The sequence below is a fragment of the Mycobacterium gallinarum genome (genome assembly GCF_010726765.1).
In the GTDB taxonomy this organism is placed as follows: Bacteria; Actinomycetota; Actinomycetes; order Mycobacteriales; family Mycobacteriaceae; genus Mycobacterium; species Mycobacterium gallinarum.
This window is the reverse complement of record NZ_AP022601.1, coordinates 3,519,774-3,536,753: the sequence shown is the minus strand read 5'-3', so window position 1 is coordinate 3,536,753 and position 16,980 is coordinate 3,519,774. Positions and strand designations below refer to the sequence as shown.

Sequence of the window (16,980 nt, the reverse complement as noted above, 5' to 3'; positions counted from 1 at the left end):
CGCACCGTAGCGTCTTCAGCCGTGGAGCTGAAGTTGCAGCGCGTCGGCGCATGGTGTGGGACCGCGATGATCGTCCTCTACAGCGTGTGCTTTTCCGGTATCGCAAAACTCTTTCCGCCGATGTCCCCATCGGACACGGCCGAGCAGACCGACGCCTTCCTGACCACCGAAAACCTCTGGGTCCGTTTCGGGCTTGCCGGCGCACTGCTCGCAGCCGCGCTCGCCATTCCGTTCCACGCGGTGATCGTGCTGCGTCTGCGGCGAGCCGAGGGGCAATGGGGCATGCTCACCCTGACCCAGATCCTGGCCGCCGCGATCTTCACCCCGGCGATGATGTTCTCGCTGATGGCGTTGGCGGCGGCCGCATTTCGGGCCGGGCAGCGCGATCCGGAGATCACCCAGGCGTTCAGCGACTTCTTCTGGCTGTGGTTCATCGGCATCGTCGGCACCATCGTCATGCAGAACCTCACGCTGGCGATCGCCTCGTTCACCGACAAGGGCAACCCCCCGACCTTCCCGCGCTGGTACGGCTTCCTCAACCTGTGGGTGGCCATGCTGTCGCTCCCCGGCTGCGTCGTGATCGCCATGAACACGGGGCCGCTTGCATGGGATGGCGTGTTCTCCTACTACCTGCCGGGTCTCGCCCTGATCGTCTGGATGATCGGCACCACCGTCGTGCTGCTGAAGTCCATCAAGGCGGAGGAAGCCGCCGAAAGCCGGCTGGCCGCAACGCCGTGACGGCGGCTGCGACGGGGCCGGGCGATCCATCCGCCCGGCGGATCCCCGCCGAGTCCGGCACATGGGTGTTCCTGTTCGGCGACATGCTCGTGTTCGGCGTCTTCTTCGTCACCTTCATGGTGGAGCGGGCCAAGGCGCCCGAGCTGTTCGACGTCGCCCGCACGTCGCTGCACATCGGCGTCGGCGTCACGAACACCCTGGTCCTGCTCACCAGCTCGCTGTGCATCGTCGTGGCGCTCGGCGCGATCCGCGCAGGCGCGAAGTCGATTGCCGCCAAAGCTGTTTCGGCGGCGATCGCGTTCGGCCTGCTCTTTATCTGCCTCAAGGTCTATGAGTATGTGTCGCTGGCAACCAGCGGCCACGGCCCCGGTGCGAACGACTTCTTCCTCTACTACTTCATCCTGACCGGACTGCATCTCTTCCACGTGTGCGTCGGCATCGGCGTGCTGGGGTTCCTGCTGACGCAAACCCGCCGCGACGACATCAGCTCCACCCGGATGGCGGCCATCGAGGGTGGCGCGTGCTTCTGGCACCTCGTCGACCTGCTGTGGATCTTCCTGTTCGCGCTGCTGTACCTGGTGAGCTGATGCGGGGGCCTTCGGTGTTCCAGCTGGTGCGCAGCCGCGCGGGCCTCTCATGGCTGATCCTCGTCGCGGCGACGCTCGTCTCGTGGGCAGTCGGCGCCGATCACGGCACCGGCTCGATGGTGGCGATCGTCGTCCTGGCCATCGCGGCGATCAAGGTGCGCCTCGTCGGCCTGGACTTCATGGAACTGCGCCACGCGCCGATACCGTTGCGCGTGTTGTTCGAGGTCTACTGCCTCGCCGTGTGGGCGGTGCTGTCGGGCCTCTACCTCTGGCTGTGACTAGCGCAGTTCCGCGATCACCTTCGCGAACTCCTCGCCGTGTTGCTGCTGCACGGTGATGTAGGTGACCCCGTACGCGTCGCGCAGGTGTCGAATGGTGTCGGCGATGTCCCTCGGCGTACCCGAGAACACCGCGGGCGTCGCCAGCATCTCTTCCTCGGACAGGTCCGGCAGGAACCTCCTCACCAGCGACAGGTCGGGAATCCCCGAGTTGTCGGTGGGCAGCGCGATCACCGACAGGTTCAGTTCGAGCTCGTCGAACCGGTCGCCGGCGGCCTCGCGGACGAAGGCGATGCGGTCGGCGAGCGGATCGACGCCGCCGATGATCGGGTGACCGCCCGTCAGCCCGATGATGTTCGCCTGCTGCGCGGCGAGGGTCAGCAGCTTGTCGCCGTTGCCCGCGATGAGGATCGGCACATCGGCGGCGTGCTCGTTCATGTGCTCGGTGACGTGACGCAGCCACGCGACGCGTTCACCCGCCGTGGGGTAGGGCAGCTCGGCTTGCTCGAACTCCTCTTTGACGTACCCCGCGCCGAGGCCGAGATCGAAACGGCCGCCGCTGAGGTCGCGCAGCGACATGACGTCACGCGCCAGTAGTGCGGGCCGGTAGAAGCCGGCGTTCAGCACAAAGGTGCCGACCCGCAGCCTCTCGGTGGCCATCGCCATCGCCGTCATCATCGGGAACGGTGCGGTCGTGTAGAGGTGGTCGGCCATGTGGATGATGTCGTATCCCATGTCCTCCGCGCGGCGCGCCCAGTCCTGGACCGACTTCTGCCGACGTGCAGCCTGCAGCCCGACACCGAACCGGAAATCTCTGCCCATCGCCTGATCGTAGAAGTTCTGCTCGGCGGGGTTTAGCCGGTGTCAGCAATGGGCATGATTCTGCCGCCGGCTTCGATACCCGAAGCCCGCCACCACCGACTTGTCACCCCGATCCGGTCCGTCGTGAGCAAGCCTCCGACGGGCCGGATCTATTTTCAGACTCGAACACACCATGGCCACTCATCCCACAATCGGCGTAGAAGAGGAATTTCTGCTCGCCGATCCCGCAACGGGCGAACCGGTCGCCGTCAACAAGACGGTCGCCGGTCACGCCGCCGAGCGCGGCGTGAAGCTACAGCTCGAGCTCACCAGCTGCCAGGTCGAAACCGCCACCGACGTTGTCGGCGGCACCCGCGAACTCGCCGACCAGCTGTCCAGGTTGCGCCGGATCACGGCCGAGGCCGCCGAAGCCGGCGGCGCCCGGCTGCTGGCCGTCGGACTACCGCCCACCGTGCCGCACGAATTCCCGATCACCGACACCCCGCGCTACCGAAAGATCGCCGAAAGGCACGGCATGATCGCGCACGAACAAGGCATCTGCGGTGCCCACGTGCATGTCGCCGTGCCGAACCGTGAGGCCGCAGTACGGGTCAGCAACCGGCTGCGGCCGTGGCTGCCGCTGCTGCTCTCGCTCAGCACGAATTCCGCGATCTACCGCAATACCGACACCGGCTACGCCAGCTGGCGCAGCGTGTTGTGGGCGCGGTGGCCGAGCGCGGGACCGCCGCCGGCATTCGATTCCGTCGACGAGTACGACGCCGTCGTGCAGATGCTCATTCGCGTGGGCGCCGCGCTGGACGACGGGATGGTCTATTGGGATGTCCGGCCGTCGGCGAACTTTCCGACTGTCGAGGTCCGTGTCGCCGACGTGCCGGCCACGGTCGCCGAGACCGTGCTGCTGGCGGCGTTGATCCGCGGAGCGGTGATGACGGCGCTGGACGACGAGCGGCAGCGCCAACCGGTATCGCCGCTGGCACCCCATGCCCTGCGGGCCGCCTACTGGAAATCGGCGCGCGACGGCCTCGACGGCGAAGCGCTCGACCTGGCCGGGGGTCACGAGTGTGCGCCTGCGCGATCGTTGTTGGAAAACCTGGTCGAGCACGTGCGGCCCGCGCTCGAGGCGGTCGGCGACTACGACCTCGTCAGCGGCGAACTGCACCGCGTCGCCGAGGAGGGCAACGGGGCGATGCGCCAACGGCGGGCGTGGCAGCGGGGTCACGACGTCGCCGATGTGATCGCCGAGGCCGCAGCGGCCACTCTCGAGGGGACCTAGGTCAGTGGTAGTGCCGCGAAGGGCGCCGTGGTCGGCATCAGTGAACCGCCGGCCGGTTCGATGGTGAACGCCAGAGTGCTCGACCCGTCCAGATCCGGCAGCACCGCGGTGGTCGACGGCGCGATGGCCTGCGCGTCCATGGTTCCCGCCGAATGCGGCCCCTCGTCGTTGATCAACCACATCTGGTAGACGGTGCCGGTTTGGGGCGGCGCGACGTTGTTCATCACCAGCACGCCCGCGTTTTTGTCGCGGGAGAAGACGACCGTCGCACGTCCGCCGCCGGGAATGTCGCCGGAAACGGTCCGCACATCCGGTGCGGCGAAGATCTGCTCCGCGGTCGTCGGTGGGGGCCGCAGCGCCAAGCCGACGCCGAGGGCGCCGAGTCCGACGATCAATGCAGCCGCGGCGGCCAGCACGGCCGTGCGCCACCGCTTCGCGCGGGGTTTCATCGGGATCACCGGTGCCTGCACGGCAGGCGTCCTGCCGATTTCGGCGAGGACACGGTCGCGGAGTTCGTTCGGCGGCTCGACGGCGGTGGCGGCCGATATCGCCGCCATGGTTTCGCGCACCGCACGGACTTCGTCGCCGAAGGCGCGCGCCACGTCGGGCGGTGCACTCGCAAGACGACGGTCGATGTCGGCACGTTCAACCTCGGACATCGCGTGCAACGCATACGGCGTCGCAAGGGCGGTCAAATCGTCTATCGGTTGAGTCATGTCAGCCCCAAACACCTGCGTAGGCCGCGAATGGCATCGCGCATCCGCGATTTGATCGTCGCGAGGTTGGCCGACAGCCGCTCGGACACCTGAACGTAGGTCAGGCCGTCGTAGTAGGCGAGGTGAATGGCCTCTCGCTGAGTATCGGTCAGTGAGCCGAGACATTCGGCCACCTGGCGATGCTCGTCGCTCTGGATCACCGAGTCGGCGACCTGGTCGGACGGTGGCTCGACATTGGCGGCGCCATAGCGGGACTCGCGCTGACCGGCGGCCTGCTCAGAGCGCACCCGGTCCACGGCACGACGATGCGCGAGCGTCATCAGCCACGACATCGGGGACCCCGCGGCGGGATTGTATGAATCCGCGGTGCGCCATACCTGCAGGTAGATGTCCTGCGTGGTCTCCTCGCTGTAGCCGGGATCGCGCAGAACTCGGGTGACCAGGCCGTATACCCGCGCCCGAGTCTGATCGTAGAACTCCGCGAACGCGTCGACGTCCTGCCGGGCCACTTGGCGGAGCAGCTCGTCGAGGTCCCTTGTCACAGGCCGTAGCCTATCGACCGGCGCAATTAGCGTCATGGTATTCGCGATCTAGGTGGACGCGGTACGAAAAATGAAGTACGCGAACGGTATTCGCCGAAGCCGTTTCTACTGGCCATGTACTTCTCGGTGAGGCGGGCTCCGGTGGCGTACACCAGGAAGTAGGTCATGAGCACCGGGGACAGCACGGTGACGAGCGAAATCGCGCCCGCGATGCTGGCCAGCCACAGTCCCCACCACACACATGCGTCGCCGAAGTAATTCGGATGCCGGGTCCACGCCCACAGTCCGCGGTCCATGATGACACCCTGGTTGGCCGGGTCGGCCTTGAAGCGGCGCAGCTGGCGATCGCCGACGGCCTCGAACAGCAAGCCGAGCGCCCACACGGCGACACCAAGGACGAACACCGGGCGCAGCAACGCCGGCGTCGGACCCAGGACAGCTGAAAGTTGCAGGGGCAACGAGACGAACCACGTCGCCGCCCCCTGGATCAAGAACACCTTTCGGATCACATGCCCCGCCGAGAAGTCGCCGCGCAGCAGGTCACGGTAGCGTGGATCCTCGCCCTTACCAGCCGATTTCAGCGTCATGTGCCACGCCAGTCGCAGTCCCCAGACAGCGACGAGCGCCAGTAGGAGGATCCGCCGGAACGCGTCACCCGTGCCGAGGGCGGCAGCGACGGCGGCCACCGCGACGAATCCCAGACCCCACGCGGTGTCGACGACGTTGTAGCGCCCGATCCGGCGGCCGATCAGGAAAGTGATGGTGTGAACGATGACCAGGATGGCCAGCGACGCCGTGGAGACGACGACGAGATTCATTGCCCGCCTCCGGCGGACGGTGTCATGACGCACGTCCCGACGGCGCGAACGTCCACTGGTAAACGTTGAGGTACCCCGACCGGAAACCGGCCTCTGAGTAAGCCAGATAGAGCTCCCACATCCGGTGAAACACGTCGTCGAATCCCAACTCCGCCAGGGCATCTTGGCGAGCGACGAAACGCTCCCGCCATAACCGAAGCGTCTCGGCGTAGTGCAGGCGCAGCGAGAACATGTCAACGGTGCGCAGCCTGGTGGTGGACTCGGTGATGCCGAGGATCGCCTCGGTCGAGGGCAGCAGACCGCCGGGGAATATGTACTTCTGGATCCAGGTGTAGGTGTTGCGGCTGGCCAGCATCCGGTCGTGCGGCATGGTGATGGCTTGGATCGCCACCCGGCCTTCGGGAGCGACCAGCCGGTCGAGCGTCTGAAAGTACGTGGGCCAGAACGGGTATCCAACGGCCTCGATCATCTCGATCGACAGCACGGCGTCATAACTGCCTTCGACGTCGCGGTAGTCGCACAGGTCGATCTCAACCAGGTCGGACAGCCCCGCCTCGGCCACCCGCTGTCGGGCCAGTCGCTGCTGCTCAGCCGACAAGGTGATCGAACGGACGTGTGCACCGCGCATTGCGGCGCGGATGCACAGTTCACCCCAGCCGGTGCCGATCTCGAGCACCCGGGTGCCCGACCCGACCCCCGTGGCGTCGAGGATGCGGTCGATCTTTCGGCGTTGCGCATCCGCGAGGCTCGACTCATGCGCGGGAAGGGACTCGAACAGCGCGCTGGAGTACGTCATCGTCTTGTCGAGGAATTCGGCGAACATGAGGTTCGACAGGTCGTAGTGGTCCGCGATGTTGCGGCGCGCCTGCCGACGGCTGTTGTACTGCGACCGCGGTGGGCGCACGACGGCGAGCGGCCGGAACCTCTGCAGGACAGGAGGAATCAGCTCTGTCAGCCGCTTGCCGAACTCGGTGAGCAGGCCCGCGATATCCGTAGAGCTCCAGTCGCCTGCCATATACGACTCACCGAAGCCGATGAGCCCGTAGCGACCGACCCGGCGAACCATGACCTCGGGCCGATGCACGACCATGGTCGGCAGCGTGGGGTCAGCCGCCCCGATGACGGTCCCGTCGGGATAGACGACGCGGATCGGCAACCGCGACACGGCTCGGCGGAACAACCGGTCGGCGATCGCGCCCGTTGCGGCACTGAGCGGCCCGCCCGGCACTCTGGCCACGGCCGGCCATCTGTCCGAATCGATGGTGGCCGGGGCGGCGGCTGACGTCAGGTCAATGATCACGACTGGTGGACTCTTTCCGGGACGTGGGATTCGCGGGGCACGATGGGGACTCGTCGCAGCCAGAGAGTGATGCCTTGTACCCGAATACCGATCGCACCCATCAACGGAGCCAATGGCGCGACGAGTTGCAGGCGAAGGATCTCGGCAACACCTGCGCGCCTTCGGTTTCCACGCATCGTGACGACGAAGGCCGGCTGGTTCTCGCGGTGCAGGGAGATGCGTACGTCGAGGTTTTCGTCGGGCCGTGGGGCGGTCACCAGGTAGTAGCCGTCCACGTCATTGAATGGTGAGACGTACAGCCTTTTCATGACGATCGTGGGGTGGTCGCTGTCGGGCGGCAGCACGTAGGCATGACGTCCGCCGTAGGTGTTGTGTACCTCGGCGATGATGTGGCGCAGCGTCCCGTCGGCGTCGTGGCACCAGTACAGGCTGAGCGGGTTGAAGACGTACCCGAGGACTCGCGCCTGCAGGAGTGCGGTGACACGGCCGCCGTGCAGGTCGATGCCCCGGTCGGCGAGGAACGCGTCGATGCGTTGACGCAAGGTGTCGTTCGGACCGTCGGATTCGAAGAGGTGGTCGCGTGCGTCGAATCGGGCGAACGGCCGGAGCCATCGGGGCAGCTTGGGTAGCGCGTCGACGTCGACGTACCAGCTGTACCCGCGATGCTCGAAGTAGTGATGCACCGGGGCGCGACGGAGGTGGGTGATCCGAGTGCGGTAGATGGCGGGTGGTGTCAGCATGCCACCGCCTCGCGGGCGACAGCCGGCCAATCGACCCCCAGACGCTGCGCCGCCCGCAATCCGGAGGCCGCCCCGTCCTCGTGGAAACCCCAGCCGTGGTACGCGCCTGCGAATACCACGCGGTCGTCGTCCAAGGTCGGCAAAAGTCGTTGAGCGGCAACAGAGGTCGGCGTGTACATCGGATGGCTGTATGTCATCTCAGTGAGCACGGTGGCGGGGTCGACGCGGTCCCTGCCGCCGAGCGTCACCAGGAACCGGGAGCCGCCGCCGAGGCGCATCAGTCGCGTCACGTCGTAGGTGACCATCACCGATGCGTCGTCGGAGGTCGCCAGGTAATTCCACGACGCCCTCGCGCGTCGGTTCTTGGGCAGCACCGACTCGTCGGTGTGAAGCTGTGCATGGTTGATGCTGTATTCGATGGCACCGAGCACTGCGCGTTCGGTCGGTGTCGGGTCGGCGAGCATGAGCAGTGCCTGATCGGGGTGGGTCGCGATCACGGCGGCGTCGTAGTGCCGCGGTCCGTTGATTTCGTCGGAAACCTCGACGCCATCGGGCAGCCGTGCCACCGAGCGCACCGCGGCGCCCAGGCGCACCTCGTCGATCTCTTTGGCCACCGCGTCGACGTAAGTCACGGAACCGCCGACCACCGTCCGCCAGGTTGGTGAGTCGAACACCGACAGCATCCCGTGGTGCTCCAGGAAAACGAACAGGTAGCGGGCTGGATAGTTCAGCGACTGGCCAGGCGGAGCCGACCACACCGCGGCGATCAGCGGCGTCATGAAGTACTCGATGAAGTACTGGGAGAAACCGTGGCGGTCGAGGAACTCGCCGACCGTCGCGTCGTTCTCGTCACTCTCGAGCAGGCGCAGCGCCGCCCGGTGGAATCGTTTGACCTCGACCAGCATGTACAGGTAGCGCGGGCGGGTGAGCGACGACCACGACGGGAACAACCCGCCGATCCCGCGGGCGCCGGCGTATTCGAGGCCACTCGCGTCGTCGCGCACCGACATCGACATGTCGGTGTCGCGGGTGGCGATGCCGAGTTCGTCGAAGAGCCGGCACAGCGTGGGGTAGGTGCGGTCGTTGTGCACCAGGAATGCCGAGTCGACGCCGATCGTGCGGCCGTCGTCGGTGTGGGGGATCTGGTGGGTGTGGGCGTGCCCTCCGAGCCGGGTGTCGGCCTCGTAGAGGGTCACGCGGTCGCGTTGTGCCAGGACATAGGCGGCGACCAGGCCTGATACGCCGCTGCCGATGACGGCGACGGAGCGTGAAGCGGGGCTGGAACTTTCCACATCCCGTATTCGGAGCCGGGGCAGGTCCGGATGGGTGAGGTGGTGCCCGCTACGCCGAGGGCGATTCCCAAGAACGCGCCGCAGCGGCCAGCCCCTGCACCAACGTCGAAGTCGCGGGGGAGAGGCCGTCGTCACCGGGCAGCTGGCTGCGCGGGCTGATGCCCCGTACCCGCGGCGTGAGTTCGAGCTGGGTGCCGCCCCGGCGCACCCGGTTCACCGGGTTCTCCGGATGCAGACCCCGCAGCTCACGGGGTATGGCGTCGATGTCGGTGACCACCTGATACCCCGGAACGGTGACGTGGTGCGCGACATGTTCGGCCAGTCGGCGGTTGCGGCCACCGGCGAGCAGTTGTGTGCTGCGACCGATGCGGCCGTAGCCGTGCAGCGACACCACCACATCGACATGGTCGAGGAACTCGGCCAGTCGTTCGGACTCCGCGGGGTCATAGCGCGCCGATGACAGGTGGTGCGGGTATTGGTCGGGGTGACGCACCACATACAGCGACGCGTCGGCGGCATCGGCGGCGCGCTCGGCGATGACGTCGGTCATCTGCTCCAGGCCGCCGCCATGGAAGGCCATGAACCCAAACCGGGACCGCAGAGTGAGCTCTTCGACGACGCCGGGGTCCGCGAGTAGTTCCGAAAGTGACTGTGGTCCAGCTGAACTCGGATGTGCCATGCTGCCGGGCCACCGGGTCGGATCCCATCGCCTCAGGAAGTCGATCCAGCGCTGCGGCAGGCCGTGCTGCAGCGCGCCGTCGACGACGCGTTCGAGATAGCCCGGCCGCGGCGGACCCGGTTCGACGCGGTGATCGATGTAGACCCACGCCTGGTACGGGCCGTCGTCGGTGTGCACCGTGAGGCGGTCGCGGCGATACCGCACCGGCACACCTTCCGCGCTGTCGAGGGTCGCGAGGTCGGTATCGGTCAGCTGCCACACGACGCCGTGTACCTGCGACCCATCGAACTGTTCGACAGTCGCCACGCCGCGCTCGTTGATCAGCCAGTCGTGGTCGGCCAGCGTCGCCGGCCGCGGGTCGGCCGCCCCAGGGCACCGCCGCGCCATCTGCCGAACGCACAGGTTCGACCCGTAGGCGAAATAGATATGCCGCATCAGCCCTTGACGGTGAGATAGATCAGCACCACATTCAGCACTGTAATCAACGCGGCGACCAGCCACCCAAGAGCAGTGGTCACCCGATGGTTGGTGTCGTCGCCCATCACTGCGCGGTCACTGGTCAGCCGCACCAGCGGGATCAGCGCAAACGGGATTCCGAACGACAGCACCACCTGGGACAACACCAGTGCACGGCTCGGGTCGACGCCCACCGCCAAGATCACCAGTGCGGGCACGAGGGTGATGAGCCGTCGGGCCACCATCGGAATCGACACGTGGAGCAGGCCCTGCATGATCATCTGGCCTGCGTACGCACCCACCGACGAGGACGCGAGACCCGACGCCAGCAGTCCGATCGCGAACAGCAGGGCGACCGTCGGGCCCAGTGTGTCGCCGACCGCGGCGTGGGCACCCTCGATCGAGTCGGTGTTGTCGCGGCCCTGCAGGTTCGTCGCCGCCACGAGCAGCATCGAGAGGTTGACCGCACCCGCGACGACCATCGCGATTCCGACGTCCCAGCGGGTGACGCGCAGCAGCATCCGGCGCATCGGGCCGGGTTCGGGGTGACCATGGCGGTCGCGGGTGAGACCGGAGTGTAGATAGACCGCGTGCGGCATCACGGTCGCTCCGAGCATTGCCGCGGCAAGCAGCACGCTCTCGGTGCCCGCGAACATCGGCAGCAGACCGGCTGCTGCCTCGCTCGCGGGGGGCGCCGCGACGAACAGGCTGGTGCAGAACCCGATCGCGATGACCAGCAGCAGGCCGGTGATGACCCGCTCGAACATCTGCTGGCCTCGGCGGTCCTTGAGCACCAAGAGCAACAGCGAGACGGCTCCGGTGATCACGCCACCGGTGAGCAGTGGGAGATCGAAAAGCAGGTACAGCGCGATGGCTCCGCCCACCACCTCGGCGAGATCCGTTGCCATCGCGACCAATTCGGCTTGCAGCCAGTAGGCCAGCCGAGTCGAGCGGCGCATCCTGCTGCCGACGGCCTCGGGCAACGACTGACCGCTCACGAGACCGAGCTTCGCCGACAGGTACTGCACCAGGCACGCCATGATGTTGGCCACCACGATGACCCACACCAGCAGGAAGCCGAACTGCGCGCCCGCGCTGACGTTGGCGGCGACGTTTCCCGGGTCGACGTAGGCGATGGCGGCGACGAAGGCCGGTCCGAGCAGCAACCAGCTCGGCCGCAACCGCACGTCAGCGTCCTGTGCCACCAACCCACCTTCTATCGGAACGTCGAATAGAAAAGTTAGGTTAGCCGAAACCTCTGCTGACGCGAAACTAGGGCAGCGTTACCAGCCCAAGCCCCATCCGCCGAGTCCGATGACCAGGCCGCCGCCCCAGTAAGGTCCCCAACCGCCGTTGCTGATCGGTGGCGGTGAGGTGACGATCTGTGAGCTGCCGTTCGTCTGGCACTGTGTCGTGTTCGGGCCGGTGTGGATGCATTCGGGTGTGGCCGCAGCGGCCGGAGCGAAGGCCACGGCGCATGCGCCCGCCATCGCGAAAACTGTTGCGGTATAACGAATCCTGGACCGCATGGTAGGCCTCCTCAAGGCCGCGGTTGGGGTGATCAGCGGCCGCCGTGGCCGCCGCCGCCACCCGGTGGTAGCGCCGCCCCACGACCCCGATCAGGGGAAGAACAAGCCGGGCTCGCCCCACATGTCGCCCCACGGGCCGACGTACTCCTGCTGGGCGGGCGTGTCGTTGATCTGCACATTGCCCGGCGTCGCGCACTCGGTCGCAGAGCCGCCGAGGGCTGCGGAGCCGCCCTCGTTGACGCATTGTGGGAGACCCGACGCCTGCGGACGCTGTTCCTGGACAGGTGCAGGTGCAGGTGCAGGTGCAGGAACAGGTTCGGGTGCCGGTTGGGCGCTGGCCGCCGGGGCGGCCACGATAGCGATCGCTGCCCCGGCAGCGGCAACGAGCGGAGTGAAGATTCGGATTGTGGTCCGCATAGGCGCGCCCTTCATCAAGTTTTTCCCCGGCTTATCGATCAGAGTACAACCCTTTTCCGGTGATCAGGGGTAGGTCCAGGGTGGTCCTGATGCCGGCCGGAGCGGCTACCACCGCGGGGATCGCGTTGACGACGCGGGCCGCCGTTGCCACCAGTCCGGCATGGTTGTGATCACCATTGGGGCTGCTGAGGCAGAGGTCCAAAGCGTAGGACGGCTCACCGGTGATCTCGATGCGATAGGAGCCGCCCTCCTGCGCCGGCTGCGGCCAGTCGGGCCGCAGATCGTCCCGCAACCGGGTGACGTGTTCGAGGACGACGGCCACCTTGCCGTCCTTCTTTCCCTGGACCTCGAAGCGCAGCGCCGCCGCGGTGCCCTTCTCGACATGGCCGGACGCGATGTCGAAATCCTCTGGGGCGGGCTCGCGAACGTAGGTCTCGGTCACCTCGTCCAGTTCGACACCGATGCCCGCGGCCAGCTGCCGAACCACCGAACCCCACGCGAGGCTCAGCACCCCCGGCTGCAAGAGCATCGGAAGTTCGTCGAGCGGCCGGCCGAAGCCCATCACGTCGAACATCACGGTGGCGCTGTCGTAGGTGTCGTAGTTGATGATCTCCATGCACCGGATCTGCTCGATGCTCTGGCACGTTCCGGCCAGTGCGAGCGGAAGCAGGTCGTTGGCGAACCCAGGGTCGATGCCGTTGACGAATATGCTGGCGTTGCCTTCCTTCGCCGCATCCTCGATCGGTTTGAGGAGTTCTTCGGGAATCACACCCCATGGGTATTGGAGGAACACCGCGCTGCTGGCGACCACGTTGACGCCCGCGGCCAGGATGCGCCGGTAGTCCTCAAGCGCGTCGGGCAGACGGTTGTCGGCCATCGCGGTGTAGACCGCACAGTCCGGCTTGGCCGCCAGGACGGCGTCGAGATCGGTCGTGGCGATGATCCCCGTCGAAACATCAAGTCCAGCAAGCTCTCCGGCGTCCTTACCGGCCTTGGACTCCGACGACACCCACACCCCGGTCAGCTCGAACTGCGGATCGTTGATCAGCTGGGTCAGAGCGTGACGTCCGACGTTGCCGGTGCCGATTGCTGCTGCTTTGATACTCAAGAGTTGCTCCTCACAGATCCGGGATGGGCAGGTCGAGGTTGGGGAAGGTGAGGCCGCCGTCGACCTCGAGTGTCTTGCCGGTCAGGTAGGACCCGGCGGGGGAGGCCAGGTACACGGCCGCCGCGGCGATGTCCTCGGGTTGGCCCAATCTGCGCATGGGCGTGGCCTTTTCCATCGGTGCGCGCAGTTCGTCGTTGGAGGCGACCACGTCGAGCGCCGAGGTGAGGATCGAACCGGGGGCGATCGCGTTGACGCGAATCTTGGGGCACAAGTCCAGTGCGGTGAGCCGGGTGTAGTGCGCGAGCGCGGCCTTGGCGGTGCCGTATGCGGCGAATCCGCGACCCGCTTCGCGGCCCATCGTCGACGTGATGTTGATGATGTTGCCGCCGCCCGAATGCTCGAGCATCAACGGGACGGCCGCGACGGTGAGCGCGTGCGCGGTGGCCACGTTGAAGGTGAAGGCGTCGCGCAGGTCCTTGGTGGATGTGGTCAGCAGCGTGTTGGGCATGGTGCCGCCGACGTTGTTCACGACGATGTCTAGTTTGCCGAAGGCCTCGATGGCCTCTCCCGCGAGCTTGGCGGTGTCCTCGGGGTGGGCGAGATCGGCGACCACGACGTGGGCTTTGCGACCGAGACCCTTGATCTGCTCGGCCACCTCTTCGAGTTGCGATTGCGTGCGGGCGGCAATGACCACGTCAGCACCGGCTTCCGCGAATGCCAGCGCCATCGCCGCGCCGAGGCCGCGGCCAGCGCCGGTCACCACCGCGACGTGGTCGTCCAGCCGAAATCTGTCCAGTATCACAATCGTTTCCTTCCGTCGCCCGGGCGAACCTTAGCAAGCCTAGACAGCACCGGAAAGGACTTTCTGAAACACGTTCTACTTATGTCAGGGATGGTGGCGGCGCCGGCGATCGGGCCGTGGGCCGGCCGTTCGACCGACCGTTACTTCAAGCGACTCTTGCCTCGACCAGGCTGTATGGAGACGCCGTCGGTATGACGCGCGTCATCTCGAGTCCGCTTCGGCGCAGTAGGTCGCGATACTCGTCGGCGCTGCGCTCACGGGCGCTTCCGCCGAGCAACATCTCCAGATCGGCCCACTTGCCGATGAAGTCGCGGTCGTGTTCGGGAATCACGAGTTCCACCAACACGATTCGGGCTGCGGGGCCGACAGAAGCGCGGACCGTGCGAAGGATGTCGAGGGCCTCATCGTCGGGCCAGTCATGAATGATGTGCTTCAGGAGGTAGACGTCGCCGTCGGCCGGGACCTTCTCGAAGAACGACCCGCCGTCGATGCGGACACGGTCGGCCACTCCCGCTTTCTCCAGCAGCGCAGGCGCGTTCGCCACCACCTGCGGCAAGTCGTAGAGCACACCGCGGGCGCCAGGCGTAGCAGCCAGGACGGAAGCGAGCAGTCGGCCGTGTCCACCCCCCACATCCACGATCGTCGAGCCGCCGCTGAAGGGGTATGCGGTAATGACGAATTCCTCGGACAGGCCCGAAATGTTGGTCATGGTTTCGTTGAACAAGGCAGCGAGTTCGGGCTCGTCGTCGAGGTACTCGAAGAAGTCCTTGCCGCGTAGCCGCGGAATACTTGCCTGGCCCGTCCGAATCGAGTCGACGAGCATGCTCCAGTGTTCGCGGTGCTGCGGCGAGCCGTAGTACTTCGCGGCCGCGGCCATGGACTGCGGCGCGTCGGACCGCAAGGTGTCGGCAAGAGGATTGAGCGCGTAGCGGCCATGGCGGTCCTGACGGAATACGCCGCGCCCGACGAGAGCTCGTAACAGCCTGCGGAGCGCGTCGGGGTCGGCGTCGACGCGACGCGCCAAGTCCTCGAGGGACAGCGGACCCGACGCCAGAGCGTCGGCAACGCCCAGCTGGGCGGCGGCCTGGATCGCCTGCGACGTCCACGCCGCCAGGATCAGTTCCACCATCGCCACCGGGGCAGGCGCGAGCCGGAGATGCAGTCGGTTGACATGATGCCGTGCGCGCTCGACGACCCTCGCGAGTCCAGGGGGAACGGTAGTCATGGCGGCCTCCATGCTAATTTAGATAAAGCAGCATATATTGGATATAGCGAACTATAAGGAAGTCGAGAATCAGTGTCAACAGCTGCCGAATCAAAGCCGCGGCGCAAGTACGACAACAGCCGCCGGCGCGCCGACGCCGAAGCACGCCAACGCAGCATCATCGAGGCGGCCACCGACTTGTTCGTCGAGCAGGGTTTCGGTCCGACGACGATCGATCAGATCGCCGCCGCGGCCGATGTGTCGGCTCAGACCATCTATGCGACCTACGGTTCCAAAGCCGCTGTCCTCTTCCGCGCCATCGAGATCGCCGTCGCCGGCGATTATGAGGAAGCCCCGCTCATGGATTTCGCGCCCGATCTCGCGGAGCTGTCCGAGCATCGTTCACAGTTCGCCGCCGCCGCGCATTTCGTGCGTGAAATGCATGACCGCGTCGCGGCGCTCATGCGGGTGATGGAGGGGGCCGCTTCGGCTGATCCCAGTCTCGAGGAAAGGCGCACAGACCTACTTCGCCAGATTCGATCCGCGGTTGCGGTGTGGATCTCGCAGATCGGATCGGAGGCGCTGCGGCCCGGCCTATCCGAGGATCAAGCGACCGACGTGGCGTTCACCGTGCAGGCGCCGCATCTGTATTCGATATACACAGCCGATCTTGGCTGGACGCCGGACCAATACGAGGAGTGGCTCGCGCACGCGCTGCCCCGCCTCTTGCTGCGTCCAGAACTTCTGACCGAATGACGGCTACTTCTTGGCAGCGGCCTTCTTGGCCGCCTTCTTGGCGGGCGCTTTCTTCGCGGCTTTCTTGGCCGGGGCCTTCTTGGCCGCCTTCTTTGCGGGTGCCTTCTTGGCAGGCTCGTCCGAACCGCCTTCGCGGCGGGCCTTGACGCTGGCCTCCAGCTTCGCCAGCAGATCCGAGACGTCCTCGGTCTCGTCGAGTTCCTTCGGCTGCTCCTCGGTGGTAAACGCCTCTCCGCCTTCGAGTTTCGCCTGGATCAGCTCGTGCAGCTGTTCCTGGTAATCATCGTGATAGCGGTCGGGCTTGAAGTCGTCGGTCATCGACTCGACGACCTGGCTCGCCATCTTGAGCTCGGCCGGCTTGATGTCGGTCTTCGTATCGAGCGACGGGAAGTCAGGATCGCGGATCTCGTCGGGCCACAGCAGCGTCTGGATCACCATGACGTCGCGCTTTGAGAAGTCCTGCACCCGCAGTGCCGCCAGCCGCGTCTTGTTCCGCAGCGCGAAGTGCACGATCGCGACCCGGTCGGTATCCATCAGCGTCTTGGCCAGCAGCACGTACGACTTCGTCGACTTACCCTCGGGTTCGAGGAAGTAGCTCTTGTCGTACATCATCGGATCGATGTCGCTGGCGGGAACGAACTCCAACACCTCGATCTCACGGCTGCGTTCCTCGGGCAAGGTCGCGATGTCGTCGTCGGTGATGATCACCGTCTGACCGTCGTCGGATTCGTAGGCTTTCGCGATGTCACGGAACTCGACGACCTCGCCGCACACCTCGCAGACGCGCTTGTACCGGATGCGTCCGTTGTCCTTCTCATGCACCTGGTGAAACTTGACGTCGTGGTCTTCGGTCGCGCTGTAGACCTTGACCGGGACGTTCACCAGGCCGAAGGCAATTGAACCCTTCCATATGGAGCGCATAA

20 protein-coding genes are annotated in these 16,980 nt (G+C 66.1%); 5 read left to right on the top strand and 15 right to left on the bottom strand.

Annotated elements, in window-relative coordinates:
• Positions 1-66 precede the first annotated feature (66 nt).
• The 3 genes from G6N42_RS17215 to G6N42_RS17205 are packed head-to-tail and all read left to right on the top strand — an operon-like array spanning position 67 to position 1,603.
• The gene (locus G6N42_RS17215) at positions 67-738 is read left to right on the top strand and encodes a hypothetical protein (protein ID WP_163730683.1); all 672 of its coding nucleotides are present in this window, start codon (positions 67-69) and stop codon (positions 736-738) included.
• On the top strand, positions 735-1,325 hold the full coding sequence (locus G6N42_RS17210) for a cytochrome c oxidase subunit 3 (protein WP_163730682.1): 591 nt from the start codon (positions 735-737) through the stop codon (positions 1,323-1,325). Before G6N42_RS17215 ends, G6N42_RS17210 begins: the two co-directional genes overlap by 4 nt.
• Positions 1,325-1,603, top strand: a complete 279-nt coding sequence (locus G6N42_RS17205; protein ID WP_163730681.1) for a cytochrome C oxidase subunit IV family protein — start codon at positions 1,325-1,327, stop codon at positions 1,601-1,603. The genes G6N42_RS17210 and G6N42_RS17205 overlap by 1 nt, the downstream gene beginning before the upstream one ends.
• Here the strand turns inward: G6N42_RS17205 and G6N42_RS17200 are convergent, their stop codons facing one another.
• Positions 1,604-2,425, bottom strand: coding sequence for a TIGR03621 family F420-dependent LLM class oxidoreductase (locus G6N42_RS17200; RefSeq protein WP_163730680.1), 822 nt, complete (start codon positions 2,423-2,425; stop codon positions 1,604-1,606). It abuts the gene before it with no gap.
• A gap of 172 nt (positions 2,426-2,597) precedes the next feature.
• Between G6N42_RS17200 and G6N42_RS17195 the strand changes: the two genes are divergently transcribed.
• Positions 2,598-3,698, top strand: coding sequence for a glutamate--cysteine ligase (locus G6N42_RS17195; protein WP_163730679.1), 1,101 nt, complete (start codon positions 2,598-2,600; stop codon positions 3,696-3,698).
• Here the strand turns inward: G6N42_RS17195 and G6N42_RS17190 are convergent.
• From G6N42_RS17190 to G6N42_RS17130, 13 genes are all read right to left on the bottom strand, one after another.
• The gene (locus G6N42_RS17190) at positions 3,695-4,414 is read right to left on the bottom strand and encodes an anti-sigma factor (RefSeq protein ID WP_163730678.1); all 720 of its coding nucleotides are present in this window, start codon (positions 4,412-4,414) and stop codon (positions 3,695-3,697) included. The two genes, G6N42_RS17195 and G6N42_RS17190, sit on opposite strands and share 4 nt — an antisense overlap.
• Entirely contained in the window at positions 4,411-4,992 is a 582-nt protein-coding gene (locus G6N42_RS17185; protein ID WP_163730677.1) for a sigma-70 family RNA polymerase sigma factor, read from the bottom strand. Before G6N42_RS17185 ends, G6N42_RS17190 begins: the two co-directional genes overlap by 4 nt.
• Positions 4,989-5,774 (bottom strand): DUF1295 domain-containing protein, encoded by a 786-nt coding sequence (locus G6N42_RS17180; protein WP_163730676.1) that lies wholly within the window; start codon positions 5,772-5,774, stop codon positions 4,989-4,991. The genes G6N42_RS17185 and G6N42_RS17180 overlap by 4 nt, the downstream gene beginning before the upstream one ends.
• A gap of 22 nt (positions 5,775-5,796) precedes the next feature.
• Positions 5,797-7,071, bottom strand: coding sequence for a class I SAM-dependent methyltransferase (locus G6N42_RS17175; protein ID WP_434059620.1), 1,275 nt, complete (start codon positions 7,069-7,071; stop codon positions 5,797-5,799).
• Positions 7,071-7,814 (bottom strand): DUF1365 domain-containing protein, encoded by a 744-nt coding sequence (locus G6N42_RS17170; RefSeq protein ID WP_163730674.1) that lies wholly within the window; start codon positions 7,812-7,814, stop codon positions 7,071-7,073. The genes G6N42_RS17175 and G6N42_RS17170 overlap by 1 nt, the downstream gene beginning before the upstream one ends.
• Positions 7,808-9,106 carry an NAD(P)/FAD-dependent oxidoreductase gene (locus tag G6N42_RS17165; protein WP_163730673.1) on the bottom strand — a complete coding sequence of 433 codons (1,299 nt, stop codon included), beginning with the start codon at positions 9,104-9,106 and terminating at the stop codon, positions 7,808-7,810. The genes G6N42_RS17170 and G6N42_RS17165 overlap by 7 nt, the downstream gene beginning before the upstream one ends.
• Before the next feature lie 49 nt (positions 9,107-9,155).
• Positions 9,156-10,220 carry a poly-gamma-glutamate hydrolase family protein gene (locus G6N42_RS17160; protein ID WP_163730672.1) on the bottom strand — a complete coding sequence of 355 codons (1,065 nt, stop codon included), beginning with the start codon at positions 10,218-10,220 and terminating at the stop codon, positions 9,156-9,158.
• On the bottom strand, positions 10,220-11,446 hold the full coding sequence (locus tag G6N42_RS17155) for an Nramp family divalent metal transporter (RefSeq protein WP_163730671.1): 1,227 nt from the start codon (positions 11,444-11,446) through the stop codon (positions 10,220-10,222). The genes G6N42_RS17160 and G6N42_RS17155 overlap by 1 nt, the downstream gene beginning before the upstream one ends.
• A 78-nt stretch (positions 11,447-11,524) precedes the next feature.
• Complete coding sequence (locus tag G6N42_RS17150) at positions 11,525-11,770, bottom strand: hypothetical protein (protein ID WP_163730670.1); 246 nt, start codon at positions 11,768-11,770, stop codon at positions 11,525-11,527.
• 90 nt (positions 11,771-11,860) lie between these two features.
• A complete protein-coding gene (locus G6N42_RS17145) occupies positions 11,861-12,187 on the bottom strand; it encodes a hypothetical protein (protein ID WP_163730669.1) in 327 nt (108 codons plus the stop codon).
• 31 nt (positions 12,188-12,218) lie between these two features.
• Positions 12,219-13,295 (bottom strand): NAD(P)H-dependent amine dehydrogenase family protein, encoded by a 1,077-nt coding sequence (locus tag G6N42_RS17140; RefSeq protein ID WP_163730668.1) that lies wholly within the window; start codon positions 13,293-13,295, stop codon positions 12,219-12,221.
• 10 nt (positions 13,296-13,305) lie between these two features.
• Positions 13,306-14,097, bottom strand: coding sequence for an SDR family oxidoreductase (locus G6N42_RS17135; protein WP_163730667.1), 792 nt, complete (start codon positions 14,095-14,097; stop codon positions 13,306-13,308).
• A 145-nt stretch (positions 14,098-14,242) separates the two neighbouring features.
• Complete coding sequence (locus G6N42_RS17130) at positions 14,243-15,322, bottom strand: methyltransferase (protein WP_163730666.1); 1,080 nt, start codon at positions 15,320-15,322, stop codon at positions 14,243-14,245.
• A gap of 72 nt (positions 15,323-15,394) precedes the next feature.
• Here G6N42_RS17130 and G6N42_RS17125 point away from each other — a divergent pair, with 72 nt between their 5' ends.
• Positions 15,395-16,057 carry a TetR/AcrR family transcriptional regulator gene (locus tag G6N42_RS17125; protein WP_163730665.1) on the top strand — a complete coding sequence of 221 codons (663 nt, stop codon included), beginning with the start codon at positions 15,395-15,397 and terminating at the stop codon, positions 16,055-16,057.
• A 3-nt stretch (positions 16,058-16,060) separates the two neighbouring features.
• Here G6N42_RS17125 and ku read toward each other — a convergent pair whose 3' ends face one another.
• Entirely contained in the window at positions 16,061-16,978 is a 918-nt protein-coding gene (gene ku / locus G6N42_RS17120) for a non-homologous end joining protein Ku (protein WP_163730664.1), read from the bottom strand.
• Between the last annotated feature and the right edge of the window lie 2 nt (positions 16,979-16,980).

What these genes read in the sequence shown, in the direction of transcription:
- G6N42_RS17205 (WP_163730681.1), top strand. Translation starts at nt 1,325, where the DNA reads ATGCGGGGGCCTTCGGTGTTCCAGCTGGTGCGCAGCCGCGCGGGCCTC.
- G6N42_RS17130 (WP_163730666.1), bottom strand. Translation starts at nt 15,322, where the DNA reads ATGACTACCGTTCCCCCTGGACTCGCGAGGGTCGTCGAGCGCGCACGG.
- G6N42_RS17195 (WP_163730679.1), top strand. Translation starts at nt 2,598, where the DNA reads ATGGCCACTCATCCCACAATCGGCGTAGAAGAGGAATTTCTGCTCGCC.
- G6N42_RS17215 (WP_163730683.1), top strand. Translation starts at nt 67, where the DNA reads ATGATCGTCCTCTACAGCGTGTGCTTTTCCGGTATCGCAAAACTCTTT.
- G6N42_RS17180 (WP_163730676.1), bottom strand. Translation starts at nt 5,774, where the DNA reads ATGAATCTCGTCGTCGTCTCCACGGCGTCGCTGGCCATCCTGGTCATC.
- G6N42_RS17150 (WP_163730670.1), bottom strand. Translation starts at nt 11,770, where the DNA reads ATGCGGTCCAGGATTCGTTATACCGCAACAGTTTTCGCGATGGCGGGC.
- G6N42_RS17145 (WP_163730669.1), bottom strand. Translation starts at nt 12,187, where the DNA reads ATGCGGACCACAATCCGAATCTTCACTCCGCTCGTTGCCGCTGCCGGG.
- G6N42_RS17185 (WP_163730677.1), bottom strand. Translation starts at nt 4,992, where the DNA reads ATGACGCTAATTGCGCCGGTCGATAGGCTACGGCCTGTGACAAGGGAC.
- ku (WP_163730664.1), bottom strand. Translation starts at nt 16,978, where the DNA reads ATGCGCTCCATATGGAAGGGTTCAATTGCCTTCGGCCTGGTGAACGTC.
- G6N42_RS17190 (WP_163730678.1), bottom strand. Translation starts at nt 4,414, where the DNA reads ATGACTCAACCGATAGACGATTTGACCGCCCTTGCGACGCCGTATGCG.
- G6N42_RS17160 (WP_163730672.1), bottom strand. Translation starts at nt 10,220, where the DNA reads ATGCGGCATATCTATTTCGCCTACGGGTCGAACCTGTGCGTTCGGCAG.
- G6N42_RS17200 (WP_163730680.1), bottom strand. Translation starts at nt 2,425, where the DNA reads ATGGGCAGAGATTTCCGGTTCGGTGTCGGGCTGCAGGCTGCACGTCGG.
- G6N42_RS17170 (WP_163730674.1), bottom strand. Translation starts at nt 7,814, where the DNA reads ATGCTGACACCACCCGCCATCTACCGCACTCGGATCACCCACCTCCGT.